Here is a 15,610-nt window from a genome sequence, read left to right as displayed (position 1 = left end):
CGGGGCAACCTCCGCCTGGCAGGGTCGGTCCATGACGGAGCCCGAGCACCCTCGCGATGTACGGCCCGAATTACTGCCTCTCGACACCACATCGGGTCTGCTGACCCGCATCACCGCCCAACTCGGAACCCAGCTCAGCCTTGTCTCACTGAACGGATCCCGCAGGCCCGTGCACCCTGACCAGACCGCGCCCACCCTCGTCGCCGTCGCCCACGGCAGCCGCGACCCGCAGGCCCTGCGCACCGTGACGACCCTCCTGGAGCGCGTCCGTGACCTGCGCCCCGGACTTTCCGTGCGCCTCGGCCACATCGAGCTGAACGAACCCCTGCTCCCCGCCTCCCTCGCCGTACTCGGCACCGGACAGGCCGTCCTCGTCCCCCTCCTCCTCAGCCGCGGCTACCACATCAAGCACGACCTCCCCGAGGCCGTCGCCACCGCGCCCCGCCTCCACACCCGCACCGCCGCCCCGCTGGGCCCGCACCCGTTGCTGGTCGAGGCGTTGTACGCGCGGCTCGTCGAGGCCGGCTGGCGTACCGCCGACGGAGCCGCCCGCTCCACCGGGGTCGTCCTCGCCGCCGCCGGTTCGCGCGACCCCGCTTCGGCCGCCGACGTACGCCGTACGGCCGCGATGCTCAGCGAGCGGCTCGGCGGTGTCCCCGTCCTGCCGGGGTACGCGTCCGCCGCATCGCCCACCGTCCGCGAAGCCGTGCGCGCGCTGGCAGCCAGGGGCCGGCACCGGGTCGCGGTCGCCTCGTACTTCACCGCGCCGGGACGTTTCGCCTCCGCGAGCGCGGCCGCCGCCCCCTGGATCGCCGCCGCCCCGCTCGGCGCGCACCCCGCCCTCGCCCGGCTGATCCTGCAGCGTTACGACCGCGCCCTGGCCGGTGCGCAGGACACCGCCCCGCTCCACCTGGCCGCCACCGCCTGAGGCCCGCTGTCAGTCCGGCCACTTACCCTCGGTGCATGGAAGGCACTGCGTACACCCCGACCGACATCGAACGCTGGGACCCCGAGCCCGACAAGCGCCCTGGCCGCACCGCCTTCCAGCGCGACCGCGCCCGCGTGCTGCACTCCTCCGCACTGCGCCGCCTCGCCGGCAAGACCCAGGTCGTCACCCCCGGATCCAGGACCCAGATCTGGGACGCCAGCCCCCGCACCCGACTGACCCACTCCCTGGAGTGCGCCCAGGTCGGCCGTGAGCTCGGTGCCGCCCTCGGCTGCGATCCCGACCTCGTCGAAGCGGCCTGCCTCTCGCACGACATGGGCCACCCGCCCTTCGGCCACAACGGCGAACAGGCCCTCAACGACTTCGCGAAGGACTGCGGCGGCTTCGAGGGCAACGCCCAGTCGCTGCGCCTCCTCACCCGCATCGAGCCGAAGCGCTTCGTCCACTCCGAGCGCACCGGCGACCTGGTCAGCGTCGGCCTCAACCTCACCCGCGCCGCTCTCGACGCCGCCACCAAGTACCCCTGGCCGCGCGGCAGTCACCCCACCGAGCCCGACTCGCCCAAGTTCGGCGTGTACGAGGACGACCTGCCCGTCTTCGCCTGGGCCCGCGAGGGCGCCCCCGACGACCGCAAGTGCTTCGAGGCCCAGGTCATGGACTGGTCCGACGACGTCGCCTACTCCGTGCACGACGTCGAGGACGGCCTGCACGCCGGCCACATCGACCCCAACTGCCTCTACTCCGAGCACGAACGGGCCGCCATCTGGACCGCCGCCATCGGCCGTTACGTACCGGAGGACACCGACCCGCACGAGCTGGCCGAGGCCCTGGACCGCCTCCTCGGCCAGGAGTGGTGGCCGCACGGATACGACGGGACGGCCGTCGCCCAGGCCCGGCTGAAGGACGCCACCAGCCAGCTCATCGGCCGCTTCTGCCTCGCCGCCGAAGCCGCGACCCGTGCCTCGTACGGAACGGGCAGGCTCACCCGGTACGCGGCCGAACTGGTCGTCCCGCGCGAGGCCCGCCTGGAGTGCGCCGTCCTCAAGGCCGTCGCCGACCTCTACGTCATGCAGCGCGACGAGCAGGAGCGGCTCCGCGCCGACCAGCGCATCGTCCTCGCCGAGCTCGCCGAGGCGCTCACCGCCCGCGCCCCCGAAGGCCTCGACCCGCAGTTCCGCGCCCTGTTCGACGCGGCGTCCGACGACAGGACCCGCAAGCGCGTGGTCGTCGACCAGATCGCCGCCCTCACCGACGCCTCGGCCCGCTCCCTGCACCGGCTGTTCACAGCCGCCCGTCCATGAGCGCGTCGCCCAGCCGGGACCGGGTGTGCACGACCGCGGAGCCGCGCCGCTCCGAGGTGACAAGACCGGACTCGCGCAGCACGGTGGCGTGCCGGCTCGCCGTGGAGAGGGTGATCCGCAGGGCCTCGCCGATCTGAGTCGTCGTCAACGGCCGCTCCAGCGCGTCCAGTACGGTCGCCCGGGTCGGCCCGATCAGCTGCCCCACCGGAAGTTGCGCGGGATCCGTGGCCCGGGACCTGGCCAGCCAGCCGGGCGCGGGAGTGAGCGGGTGGACGAGCACGGGCGGCAGTTCGTGGTCGGCCAGGGCGACCGGGCTCCGTACGCAGAAGAAGGAGGGGATCAGCGTCAACGCCCGCCCTTCCAGGGCGAGTTCCTTCGCCACCGGATAGGCCGACTCGAGCCGGTCCCCGCGCCAGGCCAGATCGGGCTGGTAGCTGGTCAGGAGCCCGCCGGGGCCCGCGTTCAGCGCCGCATCCGCCCGCACCAGACGGTCGGCTGCCACCACCGTCCTGATCTCCCCGGCGTAGGGGGCGACTGCCACCGCGTGGTAGCGGCGCAACGCGTCACCGAGCCCTGACAGGGTCCGCGGGTCCCCGCCGGCCAGGCTCCGGGCCCCGGGCGGCAGCGGCCGCGTACCGGGGTAGAGGTGCCCGATCTCCCGGCCCAGGCGCCGTATCGGTACCGAGAGAACCTGCTCGATCCCGGTCTCCAGATCGTCGATGCCCTGCCCCGGGGTGAGGAAGTCGGGGAAGTACTCGGCCCACGGGCAGAGCCGGTGGAGCGCGGCCACCGTCTCGGTGAGCCCGGCCTTCGCGAGCGCGGCCCGCACCTCGCGCCGCCAGGGGTCGAAGACGAGCGCGGCCTGCCGGTTCTGCAGGAGGTGCAGGCTGTGCACCGTCTCCCACAGTGGGTCCGGTCCGGCCGCCACCCTTAATCGGTTGAGGTCTTCAGTGCCGAAGTGGATACGTAACATGCGCCCCCCTGCGCCCGGTCTGTCCCGCTTCCTGCCTCTGCTCCTCCAGGAGCGTAGCCAACAACGCCGCTGACGTTTGCGCTCCCTTTGCATTCTGGACGAAACCTCCGTCAACCCCCCGTCCCGCACACACTCTTGGACGGCGGCGGCCGCGGCTGTCCCACGGGGGGAGACTCCGCGAGCCGCCGCACCGGGGGATGCGGTGTGGACGTACTCGATCTTGATGTCTGGGGCATTTGTGCCCTGCTCGCGGTGGCGCTCGCGGCCGGCTGGCTCGACGCGGTGGTCGGCGGCGGGGGACTGATCCAGATCCCCGCGCTGCTCTTCGCGCTGCCGGGTGCGTCGGTCGCGACCGTGCTGGGCACCAACAAACTGGTCGCGATCACCGGCACCTCGTCGGCGGCCGTGGCCTACAGCCGCAAGGTGCCCGTCGACTGGCGTCCGGTCGCCGCCGCGGGACTGGCCGGCATCCCGGCCTCGGTGGCCGGCGCGCTGACCGCTTCACACCTCCCGCAGAACGTGTTCAGACCGGCCGTGATGGCGGTACTGGTCCTCGCGGCGGCCTGGGTCGCCTGGCCGGGCAGGTCCTGTGCGCCCAAGGACCCGCACACGCACCGTAGTTGCGTGCCACTCAACTGCCTGCTCGGCGCGGTGGTCGGCTTCTACAGCGGAGTGCTGGGTTCCGGCACCGGGGTCCTGCTGGTCATGGCCTTCGTCTCGCTCCTCGGCAGCGACTTCCTGCGCGGCTCCGCCATGGCCAAGGTCGTCTCGGTCGGCACCGACCTCGGAGCCCTCGCCCTCTTCGCGGCACTGGGCCACGTCCTGTGGACGCTGGGCGCCGGGATGGCGGTCGCGAACGTCGCGGGCGGCACACTCGGCGCCCGTACGGCACTGCGCCGCGGCTCCGCCTTCGTCCGCGTCGCCCTGCTCTGCGTAGTCCTCGCTCTGGTTGCGAAACTCGCCCACGACACCTGGGTCTAACCAGCCAAAAGACACGCCCGGGCACCCGCCCCCTCTTCCCCCATCACGCTCCGTGCGGGACGCTCGCAAGTGGCGCAGGCACATCGAGGAGGCATCAAGTGGTCGACGCACATCGCACGTTCGTCATCATCGGCGGGGGCCTGGCGGGGGCGAAAGCCGCCGAGACGCTCCGCGGCGAGGGGTTCACCGGCCGGGTGATCCTCGTCGGGGACGAACGCGACCACCCCTATGAACGCCCGCCGCTCTCCAAGGGCTTCCTCACCGGCAAGGAGGAGCGCGACAGCGTCTTCGTCCACGAGCCCGCCTGGTACGCACAGGCCGACGTCGAGCTGCACCTGGGCCAGACGGTCGTCGCGATCGACCGCACCGCCAAGGCCGTACGTCTCGGCGAGGGCACCCTCATCCACTACGACAAGCTCCTCCTGGCCACCGGCGCCGAACCCCGCCGCCTCGACATCCCCGGCACGGACCTCGCCGGCGTCCACCATCTGCGCCGCCTGGCCCACGCCGACCGGCTGCGCAACGTGCTGTCCGCGCTCGGCCGCGACAACGGCCACCTGGTCGTCGCCGGGGCGGGCTGGATCGGCCTGGAGGTGGCGGCGGCCGCGCGCGGCTACGGGGCCGAGGTGACCGTGGTCGAACCGGAAGCCACCCCGCTCCATCAGGTCATCGGCCCTGAGCTCGGCCAGATCTTCACCGACCTGCACACCTCCCACGGCGTCCGCTTCCACTTCGGCGCCCGCCTCACGGAGATCACCGGACACGACGGCATGGTCCTGGCGGCCCTGACCTCCGACGGCGAGGAGCACCCCGCCCACGACGTCCTCGCCGCGATCGGCGCCGCACCCCGTACGGGCCTCGCCGAGGCGGCAGGCCTGGACCTCGCGCCCCGCGAACACGGCGGCGGCATCGCGGTGAACGCGAGCCTGCAGACCTCCGACCCCGACATCTACGCGGCCGGTGACGTGGCCTCCGCCCAGCACCCCTTCCTCGACACCACCGTCCGCGTCGAGCACTGGGCCAACGCCCTCAACGGCGGCCCCGCCGCTGCCCGCGCGATGCTGGGCCACGAGGTCAGCTACGACCGGATCCCCTACTTCTTCTCCGACCAGTACGACCTGGGCCTGGAGTACTCGGGCTGGGCGCCCCCGGGCTCGTACGACCAGGTGGTCATCCGCGGCGACGCGGGCAAGCGCGAGTTCATCGCCTTCTGGCTGAAGGACCACCGCGTGCTGGCCGGGATGAACGTCAATGTGTGGGACGTCACAGACACGATCCAGCAGCTGATCCGCTCGCGGACGGAGGTGAACCCCGAGTTGCTGGGGGACCCGTCGGTGCCCCTGGACTCCCTGGCAGTCTGATGTCAGTCCCTCCCCGTAGACTCCTTACGTGGCAGGCAGGATCAACGATGACGACGTGAAGGCGGTCCGGGACGCGGTCCCGATCGACGCCGTCGTGTCCGAATACCTCCAGCTGCGCAACGCGGGCGGCGGCAACCTCAAGGGCCTCTGCCCCTTCCACGACGAGAAGTCCCCGTCCTTCCAGGTCAGCCCGAGCAAGGGTCTCTTCCACTGCTTCGGCTGCCAGGAGGGCGGCGACACGATCGCCTTCATCCGGAAGATCGACCACCTCTCCTTCTCGGAGGCGGTCGAGAGGCTCGCGGGCACCGCGGGCATCACCCTCCGGTACGAAGAGGGCGGGTACAACCCCTCCCACCAGCGCGGCGAGCGCATCCGCCTGGTCGAGGCGCACAAGGCGGCCGCCCAGTTCTACGTCGAGCAGCTGGACACCCCCGAGGCGGAGATCGGCCGCAAGTTCCTGGCCGAGCGCGGCTTCGACCAGTCCGCGGCCCAGCACTTCAGCGTCGGCTACAGCCCCGCAGGATGGGACCACCTGACGCGCCACCTCCGCGGCAAGGGCTTCAGCGACAAGGAGCTGATCACCTCCGGCCTCTCCCAGGAGGCCCGCGGCGGAAAGCCCATCGACCGCTTCCGCGGACGCCTGATGTGGCCGATCCGCGACATCAGCGGCGAGGTCGTCGGCTTCGGCGCGCGCAAGCTCCGCGACGACGACAACGGCCCCAAGTACCTCAACACCCCCGAGACGGCGATCTACAAGAAGTCCCAGGTCCTGTACGGAATCGACCTGGCCAAGAAGGAGATCGCCAAGTCGTCGCGGGCCGTGGTCGTCGAGGGGTACACCGACGTCATGGCCTGCCACCTCGCGGGCGTCACGACCGCCGTCGCCACCTGCGGCACGGCTTTCGGCACCGACCACATCAAGATCCTCCGCCGCCTCCTGATGGACAACGGATCGGCCCGCGTCATCTTCACCTTCGACGGTGACGCAGCGGGCCAGAAGGCGGCCCTCCGCGCCTTCGAGGACGACCAGAAGTTCGCCGCCGAGACGTACATCGCGATCGCCCCCGACGGCATGGACCCCTGCGACCTGCGCCTCGCCAAGGGCGACGAGACCGTACGGGACCTGGTCGAACCCCGCACCCCGCTCTTCGAGTTCGCCCTCCGCCAGATCGTCGGCCGCTACGACCTCGAGACCCCGGCCGGCCGCGCCGCCGCCCTCGACGAGGCGGCCCCGGTCGTCGCCCGCATCAAGAACAGCGGCGCGCAGCACGAGGTCGCGGTCCAGCTGGCCGGCATGCTCGGCATCCTGGACACCCAGTTCGTCGTCAAGCGCATCAGCCAGCTCGCCCAGTGGGCCCGGAACAACGGCGGCAAGGCGCCGGCTCCCACCCGCGGCGGCTCCGCCCGCGGCGAGATCCAGGCCCCCACGGCCCCCTCCGGCGGCCCGGCCCTCAACCTCCGCTCCCCGGCGCATCGCACCGAGCGCGAGCTCCTCAAACTGGCCCTGCAGCGCCCGGAGTTGGTCTCCCCGGCCTTCGACGCGTACGGCATCGACGAGTTCACGGCGCCCCCGTACGCAGCGGTCCGCCAGTGCATCGAGGAGGCGGGCGGCGCCGACCAGGCCACCCCCGACTACCTGACCACGGTCATCGACATCGCCCCCAACGACACGGTCCGCGCGCTCGTCACCGAGCTGGCCGTAGAGGCGATCCACGCCAAGAACGTCGACGAGGTGTACGCGGGAGACCAGCTGGTCCACGTCCGCCTGCGCGCCGTCGACCGCCGCATCGTCGAGGTCCAGGGCACCCTGACCCGCCTCGGCGGCCACGGCTCCCCGGAGCACCTGGCAGCCGTCCAGAACGAGCTCTGGGTCCTCCAGCAGTACGGCCAGTCGCTGCGCAACCGAGGCGCGGAAGCCCTCTAACCCGGCCCCTCCGCCCCCACCCCGGTAACCGCCCGGTTACAGCGCGGACTCAAAAAGTCACCGCACGCCCCTCGTGGCGGCGATGTGTCGTACCCCACACTGGGTTGCGGTGCCTGAGTCCTCGGAGCGCGGCCGGCCCACTGACAGTGGGCATTTCACCCCCGCGGATCCGCTCATCGTGTACGGGACGGACGGCGGCTCGGCCGCCCATGTCCCGCTGCCGCACGCCCCCGATCCGGCAGCGAGAACCCTGGAGGTCGCACCCGTGCAGACCCAGACCCTGACCGACAACGACGTGGTCACGGCAGTCCCCGCGCAGAGCAGGGCCGCTCACCATCCCGAAGCGGAACCGGAGAGCGAACCGGACGCACCCGCCGAGGCCGTCATGGAGGAGGAAGAGGTCCCCGAGCCTCCCGAACCCAGCCGCAACCGTGCGGACACCGGAGGCCCCTCCTCCGATCTCTTCCGCCAGTACTTACGCGAGATCGGCCGCATCCCACTCCTCACCGCGGCCGAGGAGGTGGACCTCGCCCGCAAGGTCGAAGCGGGCCTCTTCGCCGAGGAGAAACTGGCGACGACTCCGGACCCGGACTCCCAACTGGCCGTGGACCTGGACAAGTTGGTGGTGATCGGCCGCATGGCCAAGCGCCGCCTCATCGAAGCCAACCTCCGCCTGGTCGTCTCCGTCGCCAAGCGCTACGTGGGCCGCGGCCTGACCATGCTCGACCTCGTCCAGGAGGGAAACCTGGGCCTGATCAGGGCGGTCGAGAAGTTCGACTACGCGCGCGGCTACAAGTTCTCCACGTACGCGACCTGGTGGATCCGCCAGGCCATGTCCCGCGCCCTGGCCGACCAGGCCAGGACGATACGAGTCCCGGTCCACGTGGTCGAGTTGATCAACCGAGTGGTCCGCGTCCAGCGCCGCATGCTCCAGGAACGGGGCTACGAACCGACCCCCGAGGAGGTCGCCGGCCAGCTGGACCTCACGGCCGAGCGCGTCAGCGAAGTCCTGCGCCTGGCCCAGGAACCGGTCAGCCTGCACGCCCCCGTGGGCGAGGAGGACGACGTGGCGCTGGGCGACCTGATCGAGGACGGGGATGCGGCGTCGCCGGTCGAATCAGCGGCGTTCCTGCTCCTCCGCGAACACCTGGAAGCGGTCCTCTCCACCCTCGGCGAACGCGAACGCAAGGTGGTCCAACTCCGCTACGGCCTGGCGGACGGCCGCCCCCGCACGCTGGAGGAGATCGGCAGGATCTTCGGCGTCACGCGCGAACGGATCCGCCAGATCGAGTCGAAGACCCTGAACAAGCTCCGCGACCACGCCTTCGCGGACCAGCTGCGGGGTTACCTGGACTAAGGGTGCGCCCCCGTACGCGGCCTGAGGTCGCGTACGGGGGCGCAGTGAGCGAAGCTCCGCCCCACTCCCTAGTCCACCTCCGCGACCGCCTGCGCGAACTGCGCCGCGTACAGCCGCGCATACGCGCCCTCCGCCGCCAACAGCTCCTCGTGCGAGCCCTGTTCGACGATCGACCCGTTCTCCATCACCAGAATCACATCCGCATCGCGAATCGTGGACAGCCGGTGCGCGATCACAAACGACGTCCGCCCGTGAGCCAGCCGCGCCATCGCCTTCTGGATCAGCACCTCGGTCCGCGTGTCGACAGAACTGGTCGCTTCGTCGAGCACCAGAATCACCGGGTCCGAAAGGAACGCCCGAGCGATCGTGATCAGCTGCTTCTCACCCGCGCTGACCCCCGTCCCCTCGTCGTCGATCACGGTGTCGTACCCGTCCGGCAGCGTCCGGATGAACCGGTCCGCATGCGCGGCCCGAGCCGCCTCCTCGATCTCCTCGCGCGTCACCTTCTGCGAAGGAGCCGCCCCGTAGGCGATGTTGTCGGCAATGGACCCGCCGAACAGCCACGTGTCCTGCAGCACCATCCCTATCCCGGACCGCAGTTCCTCACGGGACATCTTCGCGATGTCGACACCGTCCAGGGCGATCCGCCCACCGGTGACCTCGTAGAACCGCATCAGCAGATTGACCAGCGTGGTCTTGCCCGCACCCGTCGGCCCCACGATCGCGACCGTGTGCCCCGGCTCGACAGCCAGCGACAGGTCCTCGATCAGCGGCTTGTCCTTCTCGTACCGGAAGGCCACCTTCTCCAGCGAGACACTGCCCAGGACCTCCTGCGGAAGCCCCGCCGAATCCACATCGGCCTCCTGCTCCTCCGCGTCGAGAAGCTCGAAGATCCGCTCGGCAGAGGCCACACCCGACTGCACCAGGTTCGCCATCGAGGCGACCTGGGTCAGCGGCATCGAGAACTGCCGCGAGTACTGGATGAAGGCCTGCACATCACCGATGGACAGCGATCCACTGGCGACCCTGAGCCCACCCACCACAGCCACCAGCACATAGTTCAGGTTGCTGACGAACATCATCAGCGGCTGCATGATCCCGCTGTTGAACTGCGCCTTGAACCCGGCCTCGTACAGCGCGTCGTTCTGCTCCTTGAAGAGCTCGGCCGACTCGTCCTGCCGCCCGAAGACCTTCACCAGCGCATGGCCGGTGTACATCTCCTCCACATGGGCGTTGAGCTTCCCGGTGACCTTCCACTGCTGTACGAACTGAGGCTGCGACCTCTTCCCGACCCGCGCCGCCACAAAGACGGACAGCGGCACGGTCACCAGTGCGACGAGCGCCAGCAGCCACGAGATCGAGAACATCATGATCAGCACGCCCACGATGGTGAGCAGCGAGTTGATCAGCTGCCCCATCGTCTGCTGCATCGTCTGACCGATGTTGTCGACGTCATTGGTCGTCCGGCTCAGCACCTCACCGCGCTTGGCCTTGTCGAAGTACGACAGCGGCAGCCGCGACAGCTTCGCCTGGATGTCCTCGCGCATCCGGTAGACCATCGCGTTGACGATCCGTGCGGTCAACCGCGTGGCAACGAGCATCAACAGCCCCGCGGCCACAAAGATCCCCAGCGCAGCGAGCAGTACGGCCCCGATCTTGTCGAAGTCGATGCCCTGCCCTGGGGTGAAGTCGGTCCCCGCGAGCATGTCCGCGAGCCCGCCCTGCCCCTTGCTCCGCAGATTCTCCAGCGCCTGCGCCTTGGTGACCCCCGACGGCATCTGCCGTCCGACGATCCCCGCGAAGACCAGGTCGGTCGCCCGCCCCAGGATCTTCGGCCCGACCACCGACAGCGCGACGCTGCAGATCACCGCGAAGATCATCCCGGCCAGCGCGGCCCGCTCCTGCGCGAGCATTCGCACCAGCCGCTTGCCCGACGCCTTGAAGTCCATGGACTTCTGCGTCGGGCCCATCATCATGCGTCCACCAGGACCGGCCATCAGGCTGCCTCCGCCTCGGTCAGCTGGGAGAGCACGATCTCCCGGTACGTCTCATTGCCGGCCATCAGCTCGTGATGACGTCCCGTACCGACGACCCGCCCCTCGTCCATGACGACGATCCGGTCGGCGTCGCGAATCGTCGAGACCCGCTGAGCCACGATGACCACAGTCGCCTCGGCGGTCTCCCTCCGCAGCGCAGCCCGCAGAGCAGCATCGGTCGCGTAGTCCAGCGCCGAAAAGGAATCGTCGAACAGATAAATCTCAGGCCGGGCCACGAGCGTCCTGGCAATCGCCAGCCGCTGCCGCTGCCCGCCCGAGACATTGGTCCCGCCCTGGGCGATGGGCGCGCCCAGCCCGCCCTCCAGCTTCTCCACGAACCCCTTGGCCTGCGCCACGTCGAGCGCGTGCCACAGCTCCTCGTCGGTCGCGTCGGGATTCCCGTACCGAAGATTGGTGGCCACAGTCCCCGAAAACAGATACGGCTTCTGCGGCACGAGCGAAACGGTCTTCGCCAGCAGCACAGGATCCAGCGTCCGTACGTCGACCCCGTCGACCAGCACCTCACCGCCGGTCACGTCGAACAGCCGCGGCACAAGACCGAGCAGCGTCGACTTCCCGCTGCCCGTGGACCCGATCACCGCGGTCGTCTCCCCGGGTCTGGCCTCCAGCTCGACGCTCCGCAGCACGGACGCCTCGGCCCCCGGGTACTTGAAGTCGGCTCCCCGTACGGCCAGATGACCGTGCCGGGCCAGCTCGAAGACGGCGTCCGCCTTCGCCGGCGGCACCACACTCGAATCGGTCGCGAGGACCTCCTCGATGCGCTCGGCACACACCTCGGCGCGCGGCACCATCATGAACATGAAGGTGGCCATCATCACGGACATCACGATCTGCATCAGATACGCGAGGAACGCGGTCAGCGCCCCGATCTGCATCGCGCCGCTGTCGATGCGGTGCGCCCCGAACCACACCACGGCGATGCTGGAGACGTTCACCACCGTCATGACGGTCGGGAACATCAGCGCCATCAGCCGCCCGGTGCCCAGCGACACCTCGGTCAGCTCGGCGTTGGCGCCCCGGAAGCGCTCCTTCTCGTACCCGTCCCGCACAAAGGCCCGGATCACACGGTTCCCGGTGATCTGCTCACGCAGCACCCGGTTCACGGTGTCGAGCCGCACCTGCATGGTCCGGAACAGCGGCCGCATCTTCCGCACGATGAGCGAAACGGCGGTCAGCATCACGGGAAGCACCGCGACGAGCACCAGCGACAGCGGCACGTCCTGACCCAGCGCCATGATGATCGCGCCGACGCACATGATCGGCGCGGAGGCCATCAGCGTGAAGGCCATCAGCACCAGCATCTGGACCTGCTGGACGTCATTGGTGGTGCGCGTGATCAGCGACGGAGCTCCGAAGTGCCCGACCTCCCGCGCGGAGAACGACTGCACCCGGTCGAAGATCCCGGCCCGCAGATCCCGTCCGACCGCGGCCGCGGTCCGTGCGCCGTAGTAGACCGCGCCCATGTTGCACACGACCTGGATGAGACTGATGGCGATCATGACGCCACCGAAGGTCAGGATGTAGCCGGAATCCCCCTTCACGACACCCTTGTCGATGATGTCGGCGTTGAGGGTCGGCAGATACAGGGTGGCGCTCGTCTGCAGCAGCTGCAGCAGCGCCAGCAGTGCCATCGGTTTCTTGTACGGACGCAGGTAGGTCCGCAGGAGTTTTATGAGCACGCGCAGTCTCTCGGAGTCGACAAGATCGTGAGGTCACCCCATTTTCCGCCACGGGGCGCCCCAACCTCGAACCGTTTTCCTCAAGCGCGGGTCAAGAACCCGCCCCTCAGGCCGTCTCCCCGAAGGCATCGGGGTGGATCTGGTCACGCGTGGCGACGTACTGCTGACGCACCGCCTTCCCCACGGCCATCTCGTCGCCGGCCTCCAGCACCTGGGCCGCGGCCCCCTGCCAGGACGGCGGAGTCGCCGCGTCGAGCGTCCCCTCGGCCACCCCGAGCGCCCACGCGGCCTGCCGGGCGGCACCGATCGCCGCGTAGTCCGCGGGCTGCGGCACGACGACCTGCGCCCCGAAGAGCGAGGGCGCGCAGGCCTGTACGGCACCGAGCTCGGCGGCCGCACCCAGCAGGAACACCCGCCGCACCTCCACGCCCCGCTCCCGCAGGACGTCCATGGCATCGGCCAACGAGCACAGCATGCCCTCGAAGGCGGCCCGCGCGAGATGCTCGCGCTTCATGGACTCCCGCCGCAGCCCCGACAGCGTGCCCGCGGCGTGCGGAAGCCGAGGCGTCCGCTCGCCCTCCAGATACGGCAGCAGCACCAGCCCCGAGGCCCCGGGAGTCGACTTCAACGCCAGCTCGGAAAGCTCCTCAAGACTGTCGACACCCAACAACTCAGCAGTCCCGCGCAGCGCGCGTACGGCGTTGAGCGTATGCACCACCGGCAGATGCATCCCGGTGGCATCGGCGAACGAGGTGATGATCCCGCTCGGGTCGGCCAGCGCCTCATGGTGCACGGCCATCACGGACCCGGAGGCCCCCAGCGAAACGACAACATCCCCGACCTCCACCCCGAGCCCGAAGGCGGCGGCCATGGTCTCCCCGGTCCCTGCCGAGATCAGCAGCCCCTCGGGGGTGGTGCCGGCAGACTCGCTCGGACCGAGCACCTCGGGCAGCGCGGCCTGGTGCCCCAGCGCCAGCTCCACGAGATCGGGCCGCCAGGCCCCGGTCTCCGCGGACCAGAACCCGGTCCCCGAAGCTGCCCCCCGGTCGGTGATCCGCCGGGCCGGACGCCCGAGCAGCTGCCACACCAGCCAGTCGTGCGGCTGCATCACGGCAGCCACCTTCGCGGCGTTCTCCGGCTCGTGCCGGGCCATCCAGCGAAGCTTCGCTATGGGCTGCGGAGACTGCGGTACGGAACCGACGGCCTCGGCCCAGGCCTGCTTGCCCCCCAGCAGATCCACCAGATCAGCGGCGGCGACCTGCGCACGTTTGTCATTGCCGACGAGAGCGGGCCGTACGAGATTGCCCTGCCGGTCCAGCGGCACGAGCCCGTGCTGCTGAGCGGAGACCCCGATGGCCTGGACGCCCTCGAGCAGGCCGCCGCCCGCGGCCTCGCCCAGCGAGAGCAGCCAGGCCTGCGGATCGACCTCCGTGGCCTTCGCCTCCACGGGGTGGGGTGCGTACCCCTGGCGCAGCACGGCGCCCGTGTCCGTATCGCAGACGACGATGCGCGTGAACGCGGAAGAGCTGTCAAGACCGGCGACTATCCCCATGCGGGTGATTGTGCCGCACCCCGGCCACCTCAGGTGTTGCTGGTACCCCAGTCGTCCTCACCGGCACCGCTGCGCTCCTTCAGTGACCGGACCCGGGCGGCCACCGAGGCGGGCATCTTCTCCCCGACCTCGCCGAACTTCTCCCCGACCTTGTCGCTGACCGAGTGGTACGCCTTGCCCGCCGCCTCGCGCCCGGTCTGGGCCGCGGACTCGACGGTGTTGCGCACGGCCGGATTCTGCGCGACCTGGCGCGCGGACTTCTTCAGCTGTTCGTAGCGCTCCCTGCCGGCCCGGGTCCCGATCACGTACCCGAGAGCCAGTCCGGCGACGAACGTGAGCTTGTACCGCATGGCGAGCCACCCTTCCCTGAGTCGGTGCCGACCGCCTACCCGGCGGCGCCCCTGATCACCCGGGGCGGAACCGATTGGCGGAGCACCCCCCTGCTTGCGCTAATGTATGTGTCGCAGCGAACGCACGCCCTCCGGGAACACCCGAGGTAGGTACGTTCGAGGCAACGCAGCAATCCCCTGTAGCTCAATTGGCAGAGCAGCCGGCTGTTAACCGGCAGGTTACTGGTTCGAGTCCAGTCGGGGGAGCGCGATCCCCTGTAGCTCAATTGGCAGAGCATTCGGCTGTTAACCGGAGGGTTACTGGTTCGAGTCCAGTCGGGGGAGCACAAGACGGAAGAGGGGCCCGAGAGGGCCCCTCTTCCGCTTTTTCGGGTGACTTTCCGGGCCCTGCGCAACCGCCCGGACCTCCCCGGAGTCCTCATGGTCATGCGAAGCCGACCATCCGAGGCAGGAGATCGTATGAGCGGCTATGCTGCGGCAGACGGCGCGCACAAGTGTGCGCGACGCGCCGTAAGGGGCGGTAGCTCAGCCGGTTAGAGCAGCGGACTCATAATCCGTCGGCCGTGGGTTCGAGTCCCACCCGCCCCACTTCGGGACGTTCCTGCAGGAACGTTTCCAGCAGGCAGAACGCAGAGAGCCCCACCGGCCGGCTGATCACCGGAGGTGCGGTGCCACCGCGGCCACCAGGTCGCGGATGGACTGGCGGGTGCGGTCGCGGGCCTCGTCCAGGGCCTCTCGGTCGTCGATCCGGTGGAGCTCGGTGATCTGCTCCATCGCCCGTTCGGCCAGCGCGGTGAGCTCGGGGCTGTTGCCGACCATCTGGGCGCGGAACATGGCTTCCTGGGCCGCGTACCGCTTGGTGTACGTCTCGTTCAGCAGCTCCGGGGTGTCCTCCGCGAAGCGGCCCTCGTGGCGGACGAACCAGCGGAAGACCAGGACCCGGCGGTAGTTGAGGAGTGCGCCCGCGTACGTGCTGAAGGCGTCGATGCGCTCCTGGCGCAGGCGCTCGTCGCGCGTGAACGCCTCGGAGCGCTCCTGGGCCTTGCGCTGGAAGTAGTACGTGGACCCCGCGCCTATCAGGGTCCCCAGTACGGCGATGACACTCACTGCTACAGCTTCCACCGGGCCA

Annotated in this window: 12 protein-coding genes and 3 tRNA genes; 9 read left to right on the top strand and 6 right to left on the bottom strand. The window is 70.0% G+C overall.

Annotated features, from left to right (window positions below; translation table 11 throughout):
• Nucleotides 1–31: 31 nt before the first annotated feature.
• Together OG707_RS10885 and OG707_RS10880 are read left to right on the top strand one after the other, a co-directional pair.
• Nucleotides 32–928 carry a sirohydrochlorin chelatase gene (locus tag OG707_RS10885; protein ID WP_329116909.1) on the top strand — a complete coding sequence of 299 codons (897 nt, stop codon included), beginning with the start codon at nt 32–34 and terminating at the stop codon, nt 926–928.
• A 35-nt stretch (nt 929–963) separates the two neighbouring features.
• Nucleotides 964–2,247 (top strand): deoxyguanosinetriphosphate triphosphohydrolase, encoded by a 1,284-nt coding sequence (locus OG707_RS10880; RefSeq protein ID WP_329116907.1) that lies wholly within the window; start codon nt 964–966, stop codon nt 2,245–2,247.
• On the opposite strand, the gene OG707_RS10875 is transcribed toward OG707_RS10880, so the two are convergent.
• Complete coding sequence (locus tag OG707_RS10875) at nt 2,228–3,220, bottom strand: ArsR/SmtB family transcription factor (protein WP_329116906.1); 993 nt, start codon at nt 3,218–3,220, stop codon at nt 2,228–2,230. The two genes, OG707_RS10880 and OG707_RS10875, sit on opposite strands and share 20 nt — an antisense overlap.
• A 204-nt stretch (nt 3,221–3,424) precedes the next feature.
• On the opposite strand from OG707_RS10875, the gene OG707_RS10870 reads away from it, so the two are divergent.
• From OG707_RS10870 to OG707_RS10855, 4 genes are all read left to right on the top strand, one after another.
• A complete protein-coding gene (locus OG707_RS10870; RefSeq protein ID WP_329116903.1) occupies nt 3,425–4,201 on the top strand; it encodes a sulfite exporter TauE/SafE family protein in 777 nt (258 codons plus the stop codon).
• A 98-nt stretch (nt 4,202–4,299) separates the two neighbouring features.
• Complete coding sequence (locus tag OG707_RS10865; RefSeq protein WP_329116902.1) at nt 4,300–5,562, top strand: NAD(P)/FAD-dependent oxidoreductase; 1,263 nt, start codon at nt 4,300–4,302, stop codon at nt 5,560–5,562.
• A gap of 28 nt (nt 5,563–5,590) precedes the next feature.
• The gene (gene dnaG, locus OG707_RS10860; RefSeq protein ID WP_329116900.1) at nt 5,591–7,486 is read left to right on the top strand and encodes a DNA primase; all 1,896 of its coding nucleotides are present in this window, start codon (nt 5,591–5,593) and stop codon (nt 7,484–7,486) included.
• A 109-nt stretch (nt 7,487–7,595) separates the two neighbouring features.
• Complete coding sequence (locus tag OG707_RS10855) at nt 7,596–8,843, top strand: RNA polymerase sigma factor (protein ID WP_329116898.1); 1,248 nt, start codon at nt 7,596–7,598, stop codon at nt 8,841–8,843.
• 68 nt (nt 8,844–8,911) lie between these two features.
• Here OG707_RS10855 and OG707_RS10850 read toward each other — a convergent pair whose 3' ends face one another.
• From OG707_RS10850 to OG707_RS10835, 4 genes are all read right to left on the bottom strand, one after another.
• Complete coding sequence (locus tag OG707_RS10850; RefSeq protein WP_329116895.1) at nt 8,912–10,840, bottom strand: ABC transporter ATP-binding protein; 1,929 nt, start codon at nt 10,838–10,840, stop codon at nt 8,912–8,914.
• Nucleotides 10,840–12,579, bottom strand: coding sequence for an ABC transporter ATP-binding protein (locus OG707_RS10845; protein ID WP_329116893.1), 1,740 nt, complete (start codon nt 12,577–12,579; stop codon nt 10,840–10,842). Before OG707_RS10845 ends, OG707_RS10850 begins: the two co-directional genes overlap by 1 nt.
• Nucleotides 12,580–12,685: 106 nt before the next feature.
• The gene (locus OG707_RS10840; protein WP_329116891.1) at nt 12,686–14,131 is read right to left on the bottom strand and encodes an FGGY family carbohydrate kinase; all 1,446 of its coding nucleotides are present in this window, start codon (nt 14,129–14,131) and stop codon (nt 12,686–12,688) included.
• A 29-nt stretch (nt 14,132–14,160) separates the two neighbouring features.
• Nucleotides 14,161–14,481 (bottom strand): YtxH domain-containing protein, encoded by a 321-nt coding sequence (locus OG707_RS10835; protein ID WP_329116890.1) that lies wholly within the window; start codon nt 14,479–14,481, stop codon nt 14,161–14,163.
• A 173-nt stretch (nt 14,482–14,654) separates the two neighbouring features.
• Between OG707_RS10835 and OG707_RS10830 the strand changes: the two genes are divergently transcribed.
• The 3 genes from OG707_RS10830 (at nt 14,655) to OG707_RS10820 (ending at nt 15,069) form a co-directional block, all read left to right on the top strand.
• A tRNA-Asn gene (locus tag OG707_RS10830) sits at nt 14,655–14,727 on the top strand.
• A gap of 5 nt (nt 14,728–14,732) precedes the next feature.
• A tRNA-Asn gene (locus tag OG707_RS10825) sits at nt 14,733–14,805 on the top strand.
• A 190-nt stretch (nt 14,806–14,995) separates the two neighbouring features.
• A tRNA-Ile gene (locus tag OG707_RS10820) sits at nt 14,996–15,069 on the top strand.
• Between the two features lie 66 nt (nt 15,070–15,135).
• Here OG707_RS10820 and OG707_RS10815 read toward each other — a convergent pair.
• Nucleotides 15,136–15,603 carry a hypothetical protein gene (locus tag OG707_RS10815; RefSeq protein ID WP_329116888.1) on the bottom strand — a complete coding sequence of 156 codons (468 nt, stop codon included), beginning with the start codon at nt 15,601–15,603 and terminating at the stop codon, nt 15,136–15,138.
• Nucleotides 15,604–15,610 lie beyond the last annotated feature (7 nt).

The sequence above is a fragment of the Streptomyces sp. NBC_01465 genome (genome assembly GCF_036227325.1).
Taxonomy (GTDB): Bacteria; Actinomycetota; Actinomycetes; order Streptomycetales; family Streptomycetaceae; genus Streptomyces.
The sequence above is the reverse complement of the archived record's forward strand: the minus strand, read 5'-3'. Positions and strand labels throughout refer to the sequence as shown.